Source organism: Insulibacter thermoxylanivorax (genome assembly GCF_015472005.1).
Lineage (GTDB): Bacteria > Bacillota > Bacilli > Paenibacillales > DA-C8 > Insulibacter > Insulibacter thermoxylanivorax.
Window position 1 is genome coordinate 1 of sequence record NZ_BMAQ01000033.1, and the last position, 20,468, is coordinate 20,468.

General features: G+C 53.4%; 17 protein-coding genes and 1 pseudogene. 13 read left to right on the forward strand and 5 right to left on the reverse strand.

The genetic code is table 11. From position 1 onward, the window contains the following. Positions 1–273: 273 nt before the first annotated feature. Both PRECH8_RS11400 and hemQ read right to left on the reverse strand, forming a co-directional pair. Positions 274–2,025, reverse strand: coding sequence for a two-component system sensor histidine kinase NtrB (locus PRECH8_RS11400; RefSeq protein WP_200967232.1), 1,752 nt, complete (start codon positions 2,023–2,025; stop codon positions 274–276). A 181-nt stretch (positions 2,026–2,206) separates the two neighbouring features. Continuing rightward, on the reverse strand, positions 2,207–2,950 hold the full coding sequence (hemQ, locus tag PRECH8_RS11405) for a hydrogen peroxide-dependent heme synthase (protein ID WP_200967233.1): 744 nt from the start codon (positions 2,948–2,950) through the stop codon (positions 2,207–2,209). Between the two features lie 152 nt (positions 2,951–3,102). Here hemQ and PRECH8_RS11410 point away from each other — a divergent pair, with 152 nt between their 5' ends. From PRECH8_RS11410 to dnaI, 4 genes are all read left to right on the forward strand, one after another. Further along, a complete protein-coding gene (locus PRECH8_RS11410; RefSeq protein WP_200967234.1) occupies positions 3,103–3,390 on the forward strand; it encodes a YuiB family protein in 288 nt (95 codons plus the stop codon). Between the two features lie 75 nt (positions 3,391–3,465). Next, positions 3,466–4,353, forward strand: a complete 888-nt coding sequence (locus PRECH8_RS11415) for an alpha/beta fold hydrolase (protein ID WP_200967235.1) — start codon at positions 3,466–3,468, stop codon at positions 4,351–4,353. Positions 4,354–4,393: 40 nt separating this feature from the next. Further along, positions 4,394–5,887: a replication initiation and membrane attachment family protein gene (locus PRECH8_RS11420; protein ID WP_200967236.1), complete on the forward strand. Its 1,494-nt coding sequence runs from the start codon at positions 4,394–4,396 to the stop codon at positions 5,885–5,887. Between the two features lie 27 nt (positions 5,888–5,914). After that, on the forward strand, positions 5,915–6,880 hold the full coding sequence (dnaI, locus tag PRECH8_RS11425) for a primosomal protein DnaI (protein ID WP_200967237.1): 966 nt from the start codon (positions 5,915–5,917) through the stop codon (positions 6,878–6,880). Positions 6,881–7,073: 193 nt separating this feature from the next. Here dnaI and PRECH8_RS11430 read toward each other — a convergent pair whose 3' ends face one another. Further along, complete coding sequence (locus PRECH8_RS11430) at positions 7,074–7,214, reverse strand: YqzM family protein (protein WP_200967238.1); 141 nt, start codon at positions 7,212–7,214, stop codon at positions 7,074–7,076. A gap of 221 nt (positions 7,215–7,435) precedes the next feature. On the opposite strand from PRECH8_RS11430, the gene trxA reads away from it, so the two are divergent. Next, positions 7,436–7,753 (forward strand): thioredoxin, encoded by a 318-nt coding sequence (gene trxA, locus PRECH8_RS11435; protein ID WP_200967239.1) that lies wholly within the window; start codon positions 7,436–7,438, stop codon positions 7,751–7,753. A gap of 117 nt (positions 7,754–7,870) precedes the next feature. Further along, on the forward strand, positions 7,871–9,709 hold the full coding sequence (gene uvrC / locus PRECH8_RS11440; RefSeq protein WP_200967240.1) for an excinuclease ABC subunit UvrC: 1,839 nt from the start codon (positions 7,871–7,873) through the stop codon (positions 9,707–9,709). On the opposite strand, the gene PRECH8_RS11445 is transcribed toward uvrC, so the two are convergent. Both PRECH8_RS11445 and PRECH8_RS11450 read right to left on the reverse strand, forming a co-directional pair. Beyond that, positions 9,654–11,237 carry a CPBP family intramembrane glutamic endopeptidase gene (locus PRECH8_RS11445; RefSeq protein ID WP_200967241.1) on the reverse strand — a complete coding sequence of 528 codons (1,584 nt, stop codon included), beginning with the start codon at positions 11,235–11,237 and terminating at the stop codon, positions 9,654–9,656. The genes uvrC and PRECH8_RS11445 overlap by 56 nt on opposite strands. A gap of 65 nt (positions 11,238–11,302) precedes the next feature. Beyond that, positions 11,303–12,202 (reverse strand): LysR family transcriptional regulator, encoded by a 900-nt coding sequence (locus PRECH8_RS11450; protein ID WP_200967242.1) that lies wholly within the window; start codon positions 12,200–12,202, stop codon positions 11,303–11,305. A 356-nt stretch (positions 12,203–12,558) separates the two neighbouring features. Between PRECH8_RS11450 and PRECH8_RS11455 the strand changes: the two genes are divergently transcribed. The 7 genes and pseudogenes from PRECH8_RS11455 (at position 12,559) to PRECH8_RS11485 (ending at position 20,464) form a co-directional block, all read left to right on the forward strand. Further along, positions 12,559–13,209, forward strand: a complete 651-nt coding sequence (locus PRECH8_RS11455; protein ID WP_200967243.1) for a succinate dehydrogenase cytochrome b558 subunit — start codon at positions 12,559–12,561, stop codon at positions 13,207–13,209. 4 nt (positions 13,210–13,213) lie between these two features. Then, positions 13,214–14,974, forward strand: a complete 1,761-nt coding sequence (sdhA, locus tag PRECH8_RS11460) for a succinate dehydrogenase flavoprotein subunit (protein ID WP_200967244.1) — start codon at positions 13,214–13,216, stop codon at positions 14,972–14,974. Between the two features lie 2 nt (positions 14,975–14,976). Next, on the forward strand, positions 14,977–15,741 hold the full coding sequence (gene sdhB / locus PRECH8_RS11465; RefSeq protein ID WP_200967245.1) for a succinate dehydrogenase iron-sulfur subunit: 765 nt from the start codon (positions 14,977–14,979) through the stop codon (positions 15,739–15,741). A 345-nt stretch (positions 15,742–16,086) separates the two neighbouring features. Further along, complete coding sequence (locus tag PRECH8_RS11470; protein ID WP_200967246.1) at positions 16,087–16,965, forward strand: ABC transporter ATP-binding protein; 879 nt, start codon at positions 16,087–16,089, stop codon at positions 16,963–16,965. 95 nt (positions 16,966–17,060) lie between these two features. Beyond that, positions 17,061–17,861 (forward strand): ABC transporter permease subunit, encoded by an 801-nt coding sequence (locus PRECH8_RS11475; protein ID WP_200967247.1) that lies wholly within the window; start codon positions 17,061–17,063, stop codon positions 17,859–17,861. 210 nt (positions 17,862–18,071) lie between these two features. Beyond that, complete coding sequence (locus tag PRECH8_RS11480) at positions 18,072–18,740, forward strand: TetR/AcrR family transcriptional regulator (RefSeq protein WP_200967248.1); 669 nt, start codon at positions 18,072–18,074, stop codon at positions 18,738–18,740. A gap of 821 nt (positions 18,741–19,561) precedes the next feature. Then, positions 19,562–20,464 (forward strand): annotated as a pseudogene (locus tag PRECH8_RS11485) (LysR family transcriptional regulator). Positions 20,465–20,468 lie beyond the last annotated feature (4 nt).

Consider the following 20,468-nt stretch of genomic DNA (forward strand, 5'->3'; position numbering starts at 1 on the left):
TTGAGGCAGGGTTAGCCGGATGAGTTGCCAATAGACAACGAAATCCAAAGCCGCCAAGGGCTAACACTGTAGAATGGGAGATGTCTACGAAACACAAATAATGCCCTTCCAAACTCCTATTGGGAAGCGAAAGGGCTGAAAAGTATGCTTTCTCGTTATATGGAACTTTGTCAACCTTTTGGAACCGCCTAGTGCGGACCCGCATGCTAGGTGGTGTGAGAGGACGGGGGCTAGCCGCTCCCTCCTACTCGATCCCGCAGCAGTATAGCGAGGTTAACCGACGTGTTTGCTCGCTTCTTCAAGCGTGTTGAAACGGATGGTGAAGGTGGTGCCGACGTTCTCTTCTGAACGGACGTCGATCTTCGCCTGATGGCGTTCTATGATGCTGAGGCAGACGGCAAGACCCAATCCTGTACCGCTTGGTTTCGTCGTATAGAAGGGTTCGAAGAGATGATCCAGCTTGTTCTTCGGAATGCCGTGCCCCGTGTCTTGCACTTCTAAGACGGCTGCGTCTTCTTCTTGGATCGTTCGGATGTACAGGGTGCCGGTGCCGTTTGAAGTCATGGATTCCATGCCGTTGCGGGTCAGGTTTAAGATCAGTTGTTTGATCTCCTTGTCGTTCAGCATGAGATCTTGCAGGTTCGGGTCCTTCTCGATGACCAGTTCGATATTGCTGTGGCTGGCCTCCGCCTGAAGCAGCGCTTCGATCTCTTCGATCACCTGGTTGAGATTCATCTTGTCCTTCTGTAAGAAGCGGTTCTGTGACAAGGACAGGAAGTTGCCGATAATCTCATTGGCGCGGTCCAATTCACTGATGACCATCCCCAAGTAAGCCTGCATCTTATCGGGTTCCATCTGCCGTTGCATGAGCTGCATGAAGCCGCGGATCACGGTCAGAGGGTTGCGTACTTCGTGGGCAAAGCTTGCAGCCATCTGGCCGATGACGTGCAGGCGGTCGATGCGGTGCAGCTCGTTGCGCAGCCGCTCGATCTCAGTGATATCCTGGCAGATGCCCAGCGCCCCGGTGATCTTCTGGTTCTCGTCATAGATCGGATAAGCGTAGATTAACAGCACGCGGTCATCGTATTCCAGGGTTCTGGCATTGGTCTGGATCCCGTCCAGCGCCTTCTCGATGCTGAGCTCCACCTCAGGCATCTTCGAGCGTTCGGCCAGCGTGCGGATGTTCATCCCCAGCAAACGGTCCTTCTCCAGTTCAGGATAGTAAAGAGCGTATGTAGCATTGCATGCGGTAATCGTGCCGCGCTCATCGATGGACAGGATGCCGAGGGGCGTCATGTCCATAAGCTGCTTCATCTTGTAGGACTCATTGATATATTTCTGTGCCATGTTGCGCAGGTCGTTGTTCTTGCGGTTGATCCGTTCGAGGATCGGCTTAATGTCCGGGTAGATATGATAGTTGGCTTGATGTTCCTCGTCGATCTGAATCTGATAGCTTAGGATATCGAGCGCTTGCTTAAAGCGGGATGTGAGCGCTCGAATCAGCAGCATCGTCAAGATCCAGACCATGCACACCGCAAGCGAAGAGAGCAGGATGTCCCGATAGTAATGCTTATAGATATCCTGAACATCGATGCTGACGATAAGATATTGTCTCCCATGTTGATTGCTGATCAGATGTGCGGTATGAATTAAATTATCGTCATGCCTTTCCAGGCGCTGCTCACCTGCATCCTCCTGCGCAGCCTCCGCCAGCCAGTTCAGTTGATCTGCGGTGATGGGGACCTGCGGATAAGCGATGAGCTGCCCCGTGTCATGGTTGTAGATGCCGATGTGATATTCTGGGAAGAATTCGGAGATGATGTCGATCATGCGGGGGGATTCTTGGGAAGCGGGATCTTCCAAGATGATCTTCAACTGCTCGACCATATGGTCCACATGGAGGAGATGGTCTCTAAGATCTCCGTCACGATGGTCAATGGCATAATAGATATTAAGCAGGATTAATGGCACGATGATGATGAGGGAGACACTAAGGTATATGGACTTACTGTGTATAAACGACATTTATCGATATCCCCCCACTATCCAAATACACCCATTTGCATTATAACACATCCTGCTTGAATTGCACTTACTAAATATGTAAAAACAGCACACGAGCAGACAGCTCAAATGAGATGGAGCTTCTGCTCGTGTTGTTGTGACAAGCAGATCTGTTATACAACGTTCTCTATGAAAGGAAGGGTCAGCTAAGAATTTGTCGAACAGTGTCGTTATCTGCGAGGTTACCGACAAAAAATTCACCAAAATCCGCATAACGGGCACTGGCCTCATCGTAGCGCATCTCGGTGATCAACTTCTTGAACTGCAGGGCATCGTCAGAGAACAGGGTAACGCCCCACTCCCAATCGTCGAAGCCGATGGATCCCGTGATCACTTGCTTCACCTTGCCGGCATACTTGCGGCCGATATTGCCGTGGCTGCGCATCATCTCGCGGCGCGCTTCCAACGGCAGCATGTACCAATTGTCCTCGCCTTGCCGGCGCTTGTCCATCGGGTAGAAGCAGATATGCTTCGCCTTTGGCAGTTCTGGCTTCAGGCGGCTGATGATGTAGGGATTCTGCAGCGGATCTTCACCGGGTTCATGCACATAATTGCTTAATTCCACGATGGAGACATAGGAATAAGCGGGCATCATCGCCGCAGCGAGCTTTGTTTTGTTGAACTCGGTCTCGATCTGCTGCAGTTCTTCAAGCGTCTCCCGCAGATGCATGAACATCATGTCCGCCTTCTGCCCTACGATGCTGTACACCGCAGTGCTTCCTTCCTTCGCTGCCTCCGTCTTGCGCCACTTCTGTTCGAGGGCGATGTACTCCTCGATGGCTTCAGCCCGTTCTTCTGCGCTGTAGGAGGTCCAAACCTGCCAGTTAATCAAGCGGAAGTCATGCAGGCTATACCATCCTTCCAGGGTTTGAGCGGCTTCCGTCATAACGGATCACATCCTTTACCATATCGTTGTGAAAGTTGTCTATATCATATCTAATATCCCTTCTGCTATCAAATGACAGTTTGTTGACATCGGATTCTTTCATTCGATAAACTGTTGGAGATGAATGACACATCACAGGAGGTAAGCGCTTCATGAATATCTTCCAACTGATCATAGGAATCGTAATCATCGTTGTTTTGTTCTTCGGAATCAGCTTCATCTTAAATATGCTATTAAAAACAACTTATCTGCCGGTTCTTTTCTATATCATCTTCATCCTGGGCTGGTTGGTCTACCACTATGAATCCGGGCCTTGGCTTGCTTACTTGGCCGAATATGGCTGGATCGATCTGCTGTATGCATTGTTCGGGCTGGCGGCGGTGTTCGGCGGCGGGCTGACGATTCAGAAGCTGCGCAAACTCGGGTTCAAAATGTTCTAATCCCTCCATGTTCATGTTCGTGATGCGCGATGGGCACACTAATGCGTACTTTCGATGTACTGGAGTTGAATTCGCATGCCCATCAAGAAGATCAACGGCGTGAATCTGCATTATCACACAACGGGACAAGGGATCCCGATCATCTTCGTCCATCCGCCGCTGCTTACATCCAGCATCTTCAATTATCAAAAAGCTGTGCTGTCTGCCTCATGCCAAGTGATCACCTTCGATATCCGTGGACACGGCCGAAGCGAGGCTTCAGAGGCTCCGTTTAGCTATGCGTTGATCGCCGAGGATATGAAGCAGCTGCTCGACCACCTCGGCATCGAACAAGCCTATATATGCGGTTATTCGGCGGGCGGGGCCCTCGCCCTCGAAGCGATGCTGAATTATCCCGACCGCTGGCTGGGCGGCATCCTGCTGAGCGCGATGTCGGAGGTCAGTGATTGGTGGCTGCAGCTAAGGCTGACGGCTGCGACGGCGCTGATGGATCTAGGACTGAGCCATCTTCTGATGAAGGGAATCAGCTGGGGCAACCAGGATTCCCCTGAGACTTATGAGCAGCTGCTCAAGACGGCTAAGCACGGTGACCCTCGCAGCATCCGGGAGTATTATGCCTTCAGCCATACCTACAGCTGTACCAAACAGCTCCCCCGGATCAAACAGCCGGTGCTGCTGGTCTACGGCCAGAAGGACCGCTCCTTCTATCGATATGCGGAGATCCTCCATCACAGACTTCCCTCCAGCAGCTTGTATATTATGAGAGATGTCGGCCATCAACTGCCGACCAAGGCGGGGGACCGCGTGAACAGCCTGATCCTGCATTGGCTGCAGCTGCAGGCCGAGTCCCGCGGGGAGTGCGGCATAACGACGGATTTCTTAAGGGACATGGAAGTTCCGGCGGCGGTCTTCGGCAATGAATGGAATGACCAAGATCTTGTACACAGCGAGCGGGATCTTTGATACAATAGAATCAACATTTCATGACGAATGGTGTTGAACTATGCGCATCTCGAATATGCTGCATTTTACGGAGAATCATCCCTTCTATACCGGGCGTTTCTTCGCATTAGGCAGTCTGCACTACACGATGTTGCACAGCGTCTATCAACCGATGATCGGCTCGAAGGCGATCAGCCTGTATCATGTCCTATACGAGTTGCTTCCTGCGCATCAGGTCGGCTATTCTCCGATCGAACAGCAAAGGAAGCTGTTTTTGTCCTTGCAATTAGAACCGGGGCTTGAGGGGCGGCGCAAGCTGATCGAGGCGACATCCCGCCTTGAGGCCGTCGGCTTGCTGCAGACGGCGCGGTATTACCAGCAGCAAGAGGATGATTATGTCTACTACTATCATCTGCAGCCGCCGCTGTTGCCGCAGGATTTCTTCGCCAGTCACCATCTGCTCTTCCTGCTTCGGGATACGATCGGCGAGGCGGCCCTGCTGAGGCTGAAGGAGCGTCTCTTAGCCCCGCATCCGCCTTGGATCCATTTGGAAGAGATGGAGGAACTGACTGTTCCGTTCTATGAATTGTTTCGTCTGAGCGTGGAACATCAGGAATCCGAGGCGATAGCCTCGGCATGGGATGAGGTGGCGGTCAGCAGGGTGCGTGCCTTAGAAGCACGGGAGCCGACAGACGAGCTGCGCTTCACACATGCGGAGATTCTGAATCGATTCCCGCGTGCTTCCCGCAACCGACCGTATGTGGAGAAGCTGGACAAGCGGCGGGATCAGCTGGCCTTCATCAACTACACCGCGGTGAAGTACCGCTTGGAGTTGCCGGAACTGTGCCGTCTGCTCGATGAGGAAGGGATCTTCGATGCGTCCGGCGAATTAAACGAAGATCTGTTCACCTATCATGCCTCTTTGGGTTATCTGCAGGGCAATAAACGCCGAGAGGAGCGGGAGGCGAACATCCAGAAGGCCCTCGATCTGCAAACTGCATCCAAACCGGATAAGCCGGATGAGGTTCCTGCCGAAGCCGAGGTGGAACCGATGTATCAATTGGATGTTCCTGAACGATTCGCAGGCAAATGCGACAAAGCCCAGTACAATCAGATGCTGCGCAACGAACCCTACACGAGGATGCTGGAGAGATTCTTCCAAGGCAAACCTTCAACGCACGTCGTTCGCTTGTTCGAACGCATCCATTACAGCTACAAGATGCCCGACGAAGTCATCAATGTGATGATGCACTATATACATACCAATCGATTGTCATGGTCGAAGGCGTTTGTTGAATCGATCTTCACCGATCTATTGGCGAGGGAAGTGCGCGACTTCGAAGGGGCTGTAGAGTATATCCGGGAACGTCTGGAGATCGCGGAGAAAAGCCAGGCCAAAGCATCAGCGGCGAAGAAACGCAGCTCCGGCAACACGCGCAGCCGCAAGCCTGTCCCCGCCATCGTGACGGAGGATGTTCCGGATGATCCGGTGACGGACGAGGAGTATGAGCGGATCTTGCAGAAGGTGCGCCGGATCGAGTCGCAGTTGAAGTAGATTGGGAGCAAGAGAGGAGGGGAAAGGATGGAATCGCTGGGGGAATTGCTGCAGGCTTTGCGCAGATCGCCGTATATGAAGCGGGCGGAAGAGATGAAACGGGAACTCCTCGCTGATCCGCTCGTTGCCGAGCTGCGTGAACGCCATCCGGAGATCGATGATGCGCTGCTCGTCTCCCATATGAATCAGGTGAGTCAATACGTCAAGGAATCCCATCGCTGCAAGAACTGCCCGGGGCTTGACCGCTGTCCGAACGACCTCGCCGGTCATTATACGAAACTCGAAGTGCATAATATCGCTGACAAGACCTATCTCGTGGATACGAAGGTGCCCTGCAAGCTGTGGACGGCGAAGCAGGCTCAGGAGCGCATTCGGAGGCGCATCCGCAGCTTCTATGTCGATGAACAGGTGCTCTCCGGCCGCTATTCTTTGGAGGAGATCCTAAGGGTGGACCGGGAACGGGTGAAGGCGGTGGAGAAAGTTGCCGAATACATCGCCCATGTCCAAGAGCGGGGACTGCCGAACAAGGGGTTGTACCTCTATGGCAAGTTTGGCACCGGCAAGACCTTCCTGATGGGTTATATGCTCTATGAACTGGCTCGCTATGGCTATACCGGCGTGATCATCTATATGCCGGACTTCATGGAAGATCTCAAGTCGATGTTTGCCGAGCCGCAGCAGCTCAAGGATACGATCGAGATGTTAAAAGAAACGGACTTATTGGTATTCGATGATATCGGTTCGGAGAATCTGAATCCTTGGGCGCGCGACCACGTGCTGGGCACGATCCTGAACTACCGCATGAATCGCAAACCGACGTTCTTCACCAGCAACTATGACCTGGACGCCCTTGAGCAGCATTTTAGCTTTACGAATCGCGTCGGGGAAGAACTGCACAAGGGACAGCGCATCATGGATCGGATTCGTCCCTTCGTCGAAGCCGTGCCGGTGAACGGCCGCAACAAGCGCGGCATGACCAGTGAATCGGTGTGAGCAGCTGTCAGCACAGCATGAGCAGTGACCGGCGAATCAGTTTGAGCACAAGACTTAGCAACATGCAAAAAGCTGTCCGTTCGGGCGGGCGAACCCCCGGGGGACAGCTTCATTCCTTGATCAGGCTATACAGCTCTATATGCACAGATGCAGTGTATGCAGCGATGCGGCCGGCTGCGGACAGCTGACCGGATTACATGCTGAAGATCATCGCTAGTGCGGAAACGATGACCACGAAGCCGAACATCGCCATGAACCCGTAAGCAACATCGACAAAATCATTCCGCGGTTCTTCATTGATATGAAGTTCGGGGTTGTAAGGTTGCTCGCTCATGATCAAACCTCCTATAGACCTTCTATGCGAATAGTATACCCAACTGACTGGATGGAGTAAAGCGATTTCTGTGACAAAATGCATAACTTCGCTGAACCGGCGGAGAATAGATGGAGAGGTGTTTAATTTTTAGCTGGAGTTGTGATATACTTGTAACGGCATGGGAAAAATCCTAAGTTACTAAGTAAAAGTAATGCTTCAACGGCAAAGGAGGAAAAACGATGGCGATAGTTGATGTGACGGACCAGTCTTTCAAAAATGAAGTCGAAGGCGCTGGTACAGTATTGGTTGATTTCTGGGCTCCTTGGTGCGGTCCCTGCAAGATGATCGCTCCGGTATTGGAAGAGCTCGATCAAGAGATGGGCGACCAAGTGAAGATCGCGAAGATCAACGTTGATGATAATCCGGACACCACTTCCCGCTTTGGAGTTATGAGCATTCCAACGCTCATCGTCTTCAAGGACGGGCAGCCGGTTGACAAACTCGTCGGCTTCCAGCCGAAAGACGCCCTGAAGAGCGTCCTATCCCGCCATATCTAAGCATATAGACGATAATACAGGCGATTAAGATTGGATACGCTGATTTCCTGCTGACGGGAATCAGCGTGTTTTTGTCTTCAGCTTGTTATATGATGATAAGGAGGGAGGCGGAGAACGATGACTCAGGACTTGATCAGGAAGAAACTTGCCTTGCTGCCGGAGAAACCGGGATGTTACCTGATGAAAAACGCCGCCGGCGAGATCATCTACGTCGGCAAGGCCAAGGTGCTGCGAAACCGGGTTCGTTCTTACTTCACCGGCAGTCATGATACGAAGACGACCCGCTTGGTGCAGGAGATTCGCGATTTTGAATACATCGTCACGGGCAGCAATGTTGAAGCTTTGATCCTGGAGTGCAATCTGATCAAGAAGCATAGTCCGCGTTACAATGTCCTGCTCAAGGATGATAAGTCCTTTCCATATATATGCATTACCAATGAGGAACACCCCCGTCTCATCGTGACGCGCAAAGTGGTGAAGGGAAAAGGGAAGTACTTCGGACCGTATCCGAATGCCTATGCCGCTCAGCAGACGAAGAAACTGCTTGACCGGCTGTATCCGCTGCGCAAGTGCGATACGATCCCGGATCGCGTATGCCTCTATTATCATATGGGTCAGTGCTTAGCCCCCTGTGAGTATCCGGTATCCTCTGATCAATATGAGCAGATGGTGCAGGAGATTACACGCTTCTTGAACGGTCATCAGGATGAGATCCGGCGCGAGCTGGAGGAGAAGATGCATGCGGCAGCGGAGAAACTGGAGTTCGAACGGGCGAAGGAATACCGCGACCTCATCGCGGCCATCGACGCTCTGGCGGAGAAACAGAGCATCACTACAACGGATCTGATCGACCGCGATGTGTTCGGTTATTACGCCGAGAAGGGATGGCTCAGTGTTACGATCCTCTATTACCGCCAGGGCAAGATGATCGGCCGCCATGCCTCGACGCTTCCATACTACGGCGATGAGGAAGAGGATTTCCTCTCCTATGTTGCTCAATATTACAACGAGAATCCGGCCTTGCCGAAGGAGATTCATCTTCCCGTTATCTCGGAGGAGCATGTACACAGCGTACAATCTATAGAGGAATGGCTCGGCGTGAAGCTGAAGATGCCCAAGCGGGGGATCAAGCGGAAGACGGTAGATATGGCGATCGACAACGCCCGCCTCGTCTTAAGCGAGAAATTTCGCCTGCTCGAGCAGGATAAAGAACGCACGGTGATGGCTGCCGAAAATCTCGGACGCTGGCTAGGCCTGGAGAGTGCCAGACGCATCGAAGCCTTCGACAACTCCAATATCCACGGCACGGATGCGGTATCGGCGATGGTCTTGTTCGTCGACGGCAAGCCGGAGCGCAGCGGCTATCGCAAGTACCGCGTGAAGACGGTGCGGGGAGCGGACGACTATGAGACGATGCGCGAGGTGATCCGCCGCCGCTATGTCCGCGTCTTGAAGGAAAATCTGCCGCTGCCCGATGTGATCATCGTAGACGGCGGCAAGGGACAGATCTCAGCGGCCAGCGATGTCTTGGAGAATGAACTCGGACTCTCCATCCCTGTGTGCGGTCTGGTCAAGGACGAGAGGCACCGCACTTCGCAGCTCATGGCCGGCGACCCGCCAGAGATCGTACCGATCCCGCGGGACAGCAAGGAGTTCTATCTGCTGCAGCGCATCCAGGAGGAGGTGCATCGCTTCGCGATTTCCTTCCACCGCCAAGTACGAGCGAAGTCCCTGGTCGCTTCCCAGCTGGACGGCATCCCGGGGGTCGGCGAGAAGAGGCGCAAAGCTCTGCTCAAGCACTTCGGTTCGGTGAAAAAAATAAAAGAAGCGAGCATCGAAGATTTTCGCCCGCTTCGCATCGGAGAGAAGTTAGCACAGCGGATCCTCGAGGCGCTTAACGCTAACGAGGAGGCAGATCAAGCGGCGCATAAGCAGGGGACGAACGCTGACTCATAGGCGGCCGACGTGCAAGCAGCCAGCCGATGACGGCCGGCAGCGCGATATACACGCAGGCGGCGATGAGCCCGCCGATCCCCAGGCCGGCAATATCGAGACCCATGAGGACGCTGTCGGCAACGGCATGGGCGAAGACAGCGGCGGCAAATCCGAGGCGGATGAAGAGATAGCCGAACAGGATGCCGATGATCGTCACTTCGATGAAGCGCGTATAGACCGGATAAACGGGATAAGCCGTATGCCCGAGTCCCCACAGCATGGAGGAGAGCAGCACTGCGATGAAGGTTGAGCGGAAGAGCTTCTTGAACAAAGTGACGGCGAACAGCCGGTAGATGATCTCCTCGCTGATCGCAGCCGCCCAAGCCGTAAGCGGCATGAGAAGCGGCCATAACATATTCTCCGTCGACAGCGACGGATCGGGGATCCACCAGACGTGAAAGGCAGCACTTCCCACTTGGAAGATCACGGTCTGCACCGCAAGGATGAGGAAGCCGAAGCCGTAGCCGCGAAGGACGGCGTTTCGCAGTTCGCGGTTCCAATCGCGCAGGTGAAGAAGCCGGCTCCTCCCTTCACGGGCAAGCAGCGCCTTGCCGCCCAAGTAGGGCAGATACACCGTCAAGCAGAAGACAGCGGTGAATGAGGCGGCGAAGATGAACTCGAAGGCGTACAACAGCCAGCCCGCCTGCCGCAGTTCGATGAGCGAAACGTAATTCGGCAGCGTGTTCATATATTGGATCGTCTGGATGATGACGGTGATGCTGACCAAGAGCAGCCCGTCGCTCCAGTGAATTGACCGCCGATAGAGGATCGCGATCGTCAGCGCAGCTGCGGCCAGGGCAGCTGAGGCCCAGAGCGTCAGACCGGTGAACTGCTCTGCGCGCGCATTCTGCTGTTCCAGCCAAGCTAAGAAAGAAGAAGGGGGCATAAACCCGCTCTGATAGGCGATCACGGCCCCGCCTGCCGTATGCACGGTTACCGTGCGCTTCGCTTCGCCGATGCGGTCATGGTCGTATTCATAATAGATCTGAAAACTTCCGTCGGGCAGCTGTAGACTGCTCGTCTCCGTTGCCGCAAGGTCGGCGGGGCGTTGCTGATGGAAGTAGGCTTCGGCGGCCGCCAGCGCGGCCGCTTCGCTGCTCTCGGCGATGTCAGACGGTACCGGCCGGCTCCAAGCGGTGATGATGCCTTCGTATAAGTGGACATGCGCCGAATAACGATTGTCTTCCGGCATCTCGATCTCGACCAGGTAGTACTCCAGCGGATAGACCGGATCATAGCGATCCAGATAGCTGTCCAACAGCTGTTCCTTCTGGAGATAAGCGATCGCCTCCTGATCCACGTCATAGATGACGGAAACTTTCGCTTCTTCGGGATCGAGATCGAAGTACTGCAGGGCGGCCAGCGCGGCTTCCTCCTTGCTCAGGCTGCCATCCTCCAGCGGAAACGGATGATTGAACCAGAGGAAATAGGCGATGCATAGGATGAGTCCTAGGCTGAGCCAGATGTTCTTCGTGCGTCGCGTCTTCACGGGTTGCTCCTTTCTGCTGCTCGCTGCGGTTGGTTGTGGTCTTTTTTATCCATAAGATCAGCGTTTCAGTATGCTTTGCCGGCAAAGTATTGCTTGATCGCATCAAGCTTCCCGTCCATCCATAGAGCGGTCTCGCTGTTCATATGATAGATCAATGAGGTCGTGCGCACCGTTCGCTGCAGCTGTTTGATATTCAGGGCAAGCAAGCCGTTGTCTTGCAGTAATTGCGATCTCAGGTAAGAGCTCGGCAGCAGGGTGCCGGCGCCGCAGGTTGCCGTCAGGCGGATGATCGCCTCGAAGGAGTCGATCTCCATCTTGATCTCCGGCACGACCTGGTAGTTCGTAAACAACTCGTCTACTAATATACGGTACCAGGTGCCTTTTGAGAACAGGATCATCGGCAATCGATGCAGGGCATTGATCGATAAGGGCGCTTCCTGGGCTAAAGGATGTTCCCTTGGGATGACGAGTTTGAGATGATCAGCGAAGAGAGGGATGCAGACCATCCCCGGCTCATCGACAAGGGAAGCGACCAGTCCGAGATCCGCCTGCTGTTCCTTGACGGCGGTGACGATCTCGTGGGTCTTGCCCGTGATCGTCTTGATATCGAGATTCGCATCGATCTCCATGAACAAAGAGATGAGATCCGGCAGCGACGCCTGCAGGGTCGTCAGGCTTGCGCCCAGCGTGATCGAACGCTTCGTCGAAGTGGCATATTTCTTCAATTCTTGATAGAATTTTTTCTGCTTCTGTCTCAGTTCCAGAGCATACTTATAGGTCATCCTGCCGGCGGCCGTGAGTTCGAGCCGTTTGCCCGAACGGATGAACAGCTGTACGCCCAGCATCTCTTCCAGCTTCATGATGCGGCGGGAGAGGGCAGGCTGGGAGATGTTCAGAACTTGCGAAGCCCGGTTGATGCTTGAGTGTTCGACGACGGCGATGAACATATGCACCCAATCATCCATCGAGAGGTCCCCCTATCGTCCTTCCAATCTATTACGCAAACTCATTTCATTAAGACTTATGCACAAAGGTTATAACAACATATATAAAGATTGCAATTCCATTATAAGCGAATCCGGAGTATGATAACAGTGTCAAGGAATGTTCACGTTTAGCCTGCGGTCTTCGCTCATCTTCTATTGATTTTTGATAGAGGGCTGCTGAGGATGCGGCGAGAGACAGGGCGGTCCACGCATGGACTGGTACATATCCGTATAGGGAGATGTAAGCCCTATCACGTGCTGCTTCAACCCGTTAACGCCTGACAGCATCTCTGCCGCAAAGCAATGCTGAACTATGGAATGGGGGACATTGATCGATGAAAGGCAACTCTTATCTGTATCGTAAGATTCACTCTTTGCTCGGAGTGATCCCGATCGGGGCGTTCTTGATCGAACACCTGATCACCAACTATGAAGCTCATAACGGGGGACATGAGGCTTTTGTCAAAGCGGTTGTGTGGCTGAACAGCTTGCCCTTGGTCTTCTTCCTGGAGTTGTTCGGCATCTGGCTGCCCCTGTTGTATCACGGGGTATACGGGTTGTATATGGCTTATCAATCCCGGAACAACGTGACCAATTACGGGTATTTCCGCAACTGGATGTTCTATCTCCAGCGGGTGACCGGCGTGATCACCTTCATCTTCATCATCTGGCATGTCTTCGAGACGCGTGTGCAGGTCGCTTTGGGGAACGTGGAGCATACCGAGCTGGGGGTGCTCATGCATGAATCCGTGCAGAACCCGTGGGTGCTGGCGGCATACATCGTTGGGATCGTCGCTGCCACCTTCCACTTCAGCAACGGGATGTGGTCCTTCCTCGTCAGCTGGGGCATCACCGTTGGTCCGCGTTCGCAGCGCATCTCAACGTATATCTGCATGGGTATGTTCGTCATCTTAAGCATTCTGTTCATCCAAGCGATTACTGCGTTCGCTGATCCGCAGTTCGCGCAACTTCCTGAGGGGGTATGAGGGTATGGCTAATATGAATGTCATCGTCGTAGGCGGCGGTCTTGCCGGCCTTATGGCTACGATTAAGCTGGCAGAGGCCGGAGCGAACGTGAAGCTGTTCTCCTTCGTGCCGGTGAAGCGATCCCACTCGGTCTGCGCTCAGGGCGGGATCAATGGTGCGGTGAATACCAAGGGCGAAGGGGATTCTCCGTGGGAGCATTTTGACGATACGATCTACGGCGGCGACTTCCTGGCGAATCAACCGCCGGTGAAGGCGATGTGTGAAGCAGCGCCGGGGATCATTCACTTGATGGACCGCATGGGCGTCATGTTCAACCGCACACCGGAAGGGCTGCTGGACTTCCGTCGCTTCGGGGGAACGAAGTACCATCGCACGGCCTATGCGGGAGCAACGACCGGTCAGCAGCTGCTCTATGCCTTGGACGAGCAAGTGCGCAGACATGAAGTAGCCGGTCTGGTCGAGAAATTTGAACACTGGGAGTTCATCTCCGCGGTCATCGATGAAGAGGGAATCTGCCGCGGCATCATCGCTCAGGATCTGCACAGCATGGAGATTCGAGATTTCCGCGCCGATGCGGTGATCCTGGCAACAGGCGGCCCCGGCATCATCTTTGGCAAGTCGACCAACTCGGTGATCAACACGGGTACGGCGGCCAGCGCTGTATATCAGCAAGGCGCCTATTATGCGAACGGCGAGTTCATCCAGATACATCCGACGGCGATTCCGGGCGACGACAAGCTGCGCCTGATGTCCGAGTCTGCACGGGGCGAGGGCGGCCGCGTCTGGACCTACAAGGACGGCAAGCCGTGGTATTTCCTTGAAGAGAAGTATCCGGCTTATGGGAACCTAGTGCCGCGGGATATCGCGACGCGCGAGATCTTCCACGTCTGCGTGGATCTGAAGCTGGGCATCAACGGCGAGAACATGGTTTATCTCGATGTCTCGCACATCGATCCGAAGAAGCTCGATGTGAAGCTCGGCGGTATCCTCGATATCTATGAGAAGTTCGTCGGCGATGATCCGCGCAAGGTTCCGATGAAGATCTTCCCGGCGGTGCACTATTCCATGGGCGGTCTCTGGATCGACTATAACCATATGACGAATATCCCGGGACTGTTTGCCGCAGGGGAAGTGGATTACCAGTACCACGGCGCGAACCGGTTGGGGGCCAACTCCCTCTTGTCGGCGATCTATGGCGGCATGGTAGCTGGGCCGAAGGCCGTCGAGTATATCAAAGGCTTGAACAAATCGGCGGAAGACGTATCCAGCCGCGTATTTGAGCAGGAGAAGCAGAAGCGCATCGAACAGTTCGAGGCCATCCTGAAGATGGACGGCAAGGAAAACGCGTATAACCTGCACAAGGAACTCGGTGAAGTGATGACCAACAACATGACCGTCGTGCGCTACAACAAGCGCCTCGAGGAGACGATCGTGAAGATCAAAGAACTGAAGGAGCGCTATCAGGATATCAATGTGAACGACCGCTCGCGCTGGGCGAACCAGAGCGCATCCTTCGTCCGTCAGCTCTGGAACATGCTGGAGCTTGCCGAGGCGATGACGAAGAGCGCCTTGCTGCGCAATGAGAGCCGCGGTGCACACTACAAGCCGGAATTCCCTGAACGGGACGATGAGAATTTCCTGAAGACGACGATCGCTTCTTATACGCCGGAGGGACCGAGCATTACCTATGAGGATGTTGACATCTCCTTGATCCCTCCTCGCAAGCGCGACTACACCACCGATAAGAATAAGGGAGGGAACTGACCATGGCGAATACGGTGACCGCTCAGAAGACGATCCGGCTGGTGATCACGCGTCAAGAATCGCGTGATTCCAAACCCTATACGGAAGAGTTCGAGATCCCTTATCGCCCGAACATGAACGTGATCGGCGCCTTGATGGAGATCCAGCGCAATCCGGTGAACGCGAAGGGCGAGCCGACCACTCCGGTCGTCTGGGACTCCAACTGTCTGGAGGAGGTCTGCGGTGCTTGTTCGATGGTGATTAACGGCAAGCCGCGGCAGGCGTGTTCTGCGCTGCTCGATAAGCTGGAGCAGCCCGTGCGCATCGCGCCGATGAAGACCTTCCCGGTGATCCGCGATCTGGTCGTCGACCGCAGCCGGATGTTCGAAGCGTTGAAGCGCGTGAAAGCCTGGATTCCGATCGACGGGACCTACGATCTCGGGCCCGGTCCCCGCATGCCGGAGTCGAAGCGCCAGTGGGCGTATATCTTGTCCAAGTGCATGACTTGCGGTGTCTGCATGGAGGCTTGCCCGAACGTCAATGACCGTTCCAGTTTCATCGGTCCCTTCGCCATCTCTCAGGTTCGCTTGTTCAACGCGCATCCGACGGGTGAGATGAACAAGGAAGAGCGCCTGGAAGCGCTGATGCAGGACGGCGGCATTGAGGGCTGCGGCAACTCGCAGAACTGTGTTCAGGTTTGTCCGAAGGAGATTCCGCTTACAACGTCGATTGCTGCGATTAACGGCGAAACGACGAAGTATCTGTTTAAGAAATGGCTGACGATGTAAGGTATGATAGACGAAAGTTCGTCATCTTGGCGTAAGATCATACGATGAGTACTTAGTAAGCACTGATTCCTGGGGCCGATTTCCGGAGGTTGCGCCGGAGCGGCTCTATTATTTTTTTAACAATTGACTGAACGGTCAATTCGGTGTACAATAAGATTGACTGATAAGTCAATCTTATAGATGTGTACTGAAATCGATCATGCATATGTACTGAATTAGACCACGAAATTAGATCACGAAACCTTGATGGTGCAAATTAGACCATGCGCTGTGATGATGATTCATGGGCTGCAATAAATCATGCACTGCAATAAATCATGCACTGTGATGATTGGAGGGTGTGATATGAAAGCTGTTGAACTTCGCCGACTGACCAAGAATTACGGCAAGGTTAGGGGAATTCGCGATATCACCTTCTCAATCGAAGAAGGGGAGGTGTTCGGTTTTATCGGACCGAATGGAGCGGGCAAGAGCACGACGATCCGCACGCTGCTAAATTTTATCCATCCGACCAGCGGAGAAGCGTTTATCTTCGGCAAGGATATCGTGCGCGATACGCTGGAGATTCGACGGATGGTCGGGTATCTGCCGGCGGAGGTGCACTATTATGATGATATGAAAGCCGGCGACCTGCTCCGATATTCGGCAGGCTTCTACGGTCCGGTTGACGAGACGCGCATGAAGGTGCTGGCAGAAAGGATGAATCTCGATCTCAGAAGGAAGATCGAGGGCCTGAGCTTTGGCAATCGCAAAAAGGTGGGGATCATCCAGGCTCTGCTGCACCGGCCCCGACTGCTGATCCTCGATGAACCGACGGGAGGTCTTGATCCGCTTATGCAGCACACCTTCTTCGAGATTCTCAGCGAAGAACGGGACAACGGCACGACGATTTTCTTCTCTTCCCATATCTTGAGTGAAGTGCAGAAGATCTGCGATCGCGTGGCCATCATCCGAGAGGGTGAATTGGTTCAAGTGGAGACTGTCAGCAATCTGACGGGGAATCGCTTCAAGAATGTCACCATCGTACTCGATGCCACGGCAAAGGATTATGAGCTTCATCTATCGGGGATCATCCATCATGAGCGGAGCGGCCACGAGTACAAGCTGCTGTACAACGGGGATATCAAAGACCTGCTGCAAGAGTTGCGCCATGTGCCGCTTGTGGACCTGAGGATTGAAGAGCCTTCGCTGGAAGAGGTCTTCATTCACTATTACGAGCGATAAAGATTGTGAGCAATACCGCTTGCGAGCCGATACGATGTCAGCATGGTGAGAATGTTCAGGTATCAGGATGTAAGTTAAGATTGGAGGGAATCTCGATGATGATCTTCAGACGCGAGTGGCGGCGGAACAGGAAGGCATTGATCCTGTGGAGCCTTTCCATGGGCGCTTTGGTGCTGGTGATGATGAGCGTATTCTCGCAGATGGCGGAGCAGAGGGAGGCCTTGGATCAGCTCATGGGGGCCTTCCCGGAAGGCTTGCGCCAGGCTTTTGGCTTGGATACACTGGATCTAGCTGATGTGTTGGGCTTCTATGGCGTTGAAGTGTATCCGATGACCACCTTGTTCGGCAGCATCTATGCGGTGATCCTGGCCTCCGGGATCCTGTCTAAGGAGCATGCGGACAAGACCATCGAATTCCTGCTCTCCAAACCGGTGACGAGGACGCGGATCTTAACGGAGAAGCTGGCCGTTGTCCTGGTGAATCTGCTGACATTCAACAGTGTGATCGTCCTGGCCAGTGTATTGAGTTTCTTCATCTTCCAAGATCAGGACGTGGATTGGGTATTGTTTGCCCTTCTGTCACTGGCGCTTGTGCTGCTGCATGCGTTCTTTGCCGCTGCGGGTTTTTGGCTCTCCACGTTCATCACACGCAGCCGGACGATCCTGTCCGCGGGATTAGGATTGGTCTTGGTCCTTTATTTTGTTCATATCGCCGCGGGTATGGCAGACTCCTTGAATTTCTTGGGATACATTACCCCTTTCCAGCACGTTGACGCGGCGGTGCTGCTGAAGGATGGGTCGCTGCCGGTCATAGCCTGGACTGCCCTGCCGCTCTTCATCCTGGCTGCCATCGCTGGTTCTTATGCTGTGTACCGTCGGCGGGATCTCGCCGTCTGAGTACAGCCCAAGCGTGTCCGCGCAGTCATATGTCGACTAAGCACTGATTATGTACGGTCTATGCATCTATCTATGTGCCTGTCCAGGAGGAGCTTCTCGAAGCTGCCAGTGCTGGGTTCAGCGTTCGGATACGAGCGGGAGAGCAGGCATGAAGCTCATGGAACGTCAGCTGCCGTCAGACAGATTACACACTGAACAGAGGTGGATGCGGTGTACGCAACCGAAGCTTTCGAGCGCCTGCCCCAGGAGAAGAAGCAGAGAATCATCGATGTGTGCATCCGGTTATTCGCGGAGTATGGTTATGATGCAACTTCGACGGATCAGATCGTCCAGGAGGCGGGCATCTCGAAGGGCATCTTGTTCCACTATTTTGGCAGCAAAAAAAATCTCTATCTCTACATCGTCCGCTATGCCAACCAACTCTTGACCGATGTGGTGATGAAGCAGCTGGATGTCATAGAGGGAGAGGATTTTTTTGAACGGATCAAACGCCTCATCGCGGAGAAACACCGGGAAATGATCCAATACCGTCATGAAGCGAAGCTCTGTACCGATGCATTGATGAATCCGCCAAAGGCCGTCGCTCAGGAGATGGAAGCCCTGTTAGGTCAGCATATGGCACTGTATGCAAGTACGCAGTATCGGGTGATGTATCCAAGACAACTGATTGCAGAAGAGCGTCTGAGGCCGGGGGTTACTGCCGATGCGGTGATCGAGATGACGCGGATGATCGTGGAGAAGGTGACGGAGAAATATACGCTGCTGCACAAGGATCGGGCCTACGACTTCCTAGAGGACCAAGCTCCTCTGATTCAAGAGCTGGATGTATATTTCCGAATTATACGTCGAGGGATCTATGTTGACCAAGAGGAAGCATGACCCAGGGCTGTACCCAACAGAGCTGAATCTAACAAAGGGGCTGTCCAGTTCCAGTAAGTCAGTTATGACGATGGGCAGCCTCGCGTGTACGAATGGCGATGATCCGTACTTGCACTCTGAGACGACAGGAAGTGTCGTCTCGTGCGCTGTTGCAGCTTCGACCTGTCTGAGACGACAAAATCTATCGTCTCGTACGCTAATCCCGTCCCACACACCATGAGACAACAATTCCTGTCGTCTCACACACCGAATCGCATCAATTCGAACGTAAAACGATAGTTTCTGTTATCTCACGCGTCGAACGTCTCACGAGCCTTCCGTACTTCTTCCATCCTGCCACTCCACTCATCTTCTGATCCATTCACCTTCCGAATCACTTACCTGCCGTCTCCTGCACCGGATCTGTTCGTCTGCATGTACACACGCATCTGTAAGTACGCGCGCATCTGTAAGTATGCGCGCATCCGTAAGTAGCACGCATCTGTAAGTACATACGCATCTGTAAGGCATATGCACATATTAAACAGGCTGTCCTTCCGTCGGTTTTCACTGACTTATTGGACAGCCCTCCTGGGGATCAGCCTTCCATGCGTCCAATAGGATAACCTGAAAATTTTGCTCCGCGATATGATTGATGTTTGACAGCACAATCTTTATAATAGTAAAAATAAGAACCAATAATTATTGTTATAGCATTGGTAAGAATGATAAAAAACATTTATCACTATGATCAATAAGAGTAAATTATGTAAATTCTATTCCACACTGGCTCGAATCTAGGATGCAAGGATCTCAGCGATTCATAAAGTGAGGTGAACCGTTTGAATCTGAATCAGCTTGAGACGCTAATCGCGATCTCGAAGACGATGAGTTTCCGCAAGGCAGGCGAGATGCTCAACCTCACCCAGCCGGCGGTATCTGCCCAGATCAAGAGCTTGGAGGAAGAATTCGGGACGGTGCTCGTCGATCGCAGTCAGCCGGTGACGTTGACGGACAGCGGACGGTTGTTCTTGGAACATGCCGAACAGATCCTGCAGATCGTACAAGAGCTGAAGCAGAAGTTATCCGATCTTAATGAAATCCCCCAAGGCCACATTCATCTCGGAACGACGAGTTCCATCGCGATCCAGATCTTGCCTCGCATCTTAACCTACTTCCAGAATCAATATCCGCTGATCAAGATCACCATTCACTCCATGCCGTCTTCGCTCATCATGGAGAGCGTCGAGAACGGACTCATCGATATCGGCATCGCCTACCTGTTTGAAAGCAATCCGAATCTGGAATCGGCCGTTCTCTATTACGATTCCTTCGAACTCGTCGTCTCGCCTGAACATCCGCTTGGGGAATATACGCAAGTGGAGATTGAGCGGCTTCGGGACATCCCGTTCGTCATGCTGACCGCTGATACGGCCGCTCGTCGATTTATCGATTAGGTATTCAGCCGGTTCAACCTGCAGCCGAATATCGTCATGGAAGTGTCCAGCAGCGAGGAAGTGAAGCGGATGGTGGAATTAAACCTGGGCGCTTCGATCATCTCCAGCCTGTCGGCAGCGAAGGAGATTAAGCAAGGGACACTGCGCACTGTACGCGTGCAAGAGCTTGAGATCAGGCATCCTGTGGGAGTAGTGTACAAAGCTGGGAGGTATATTAATACTGCGATGCAGCAGCTGCTGAAAGATCTGAAAGGCATGCCTGAGACGGAATTTCTCGGTAATGAGTAACCCT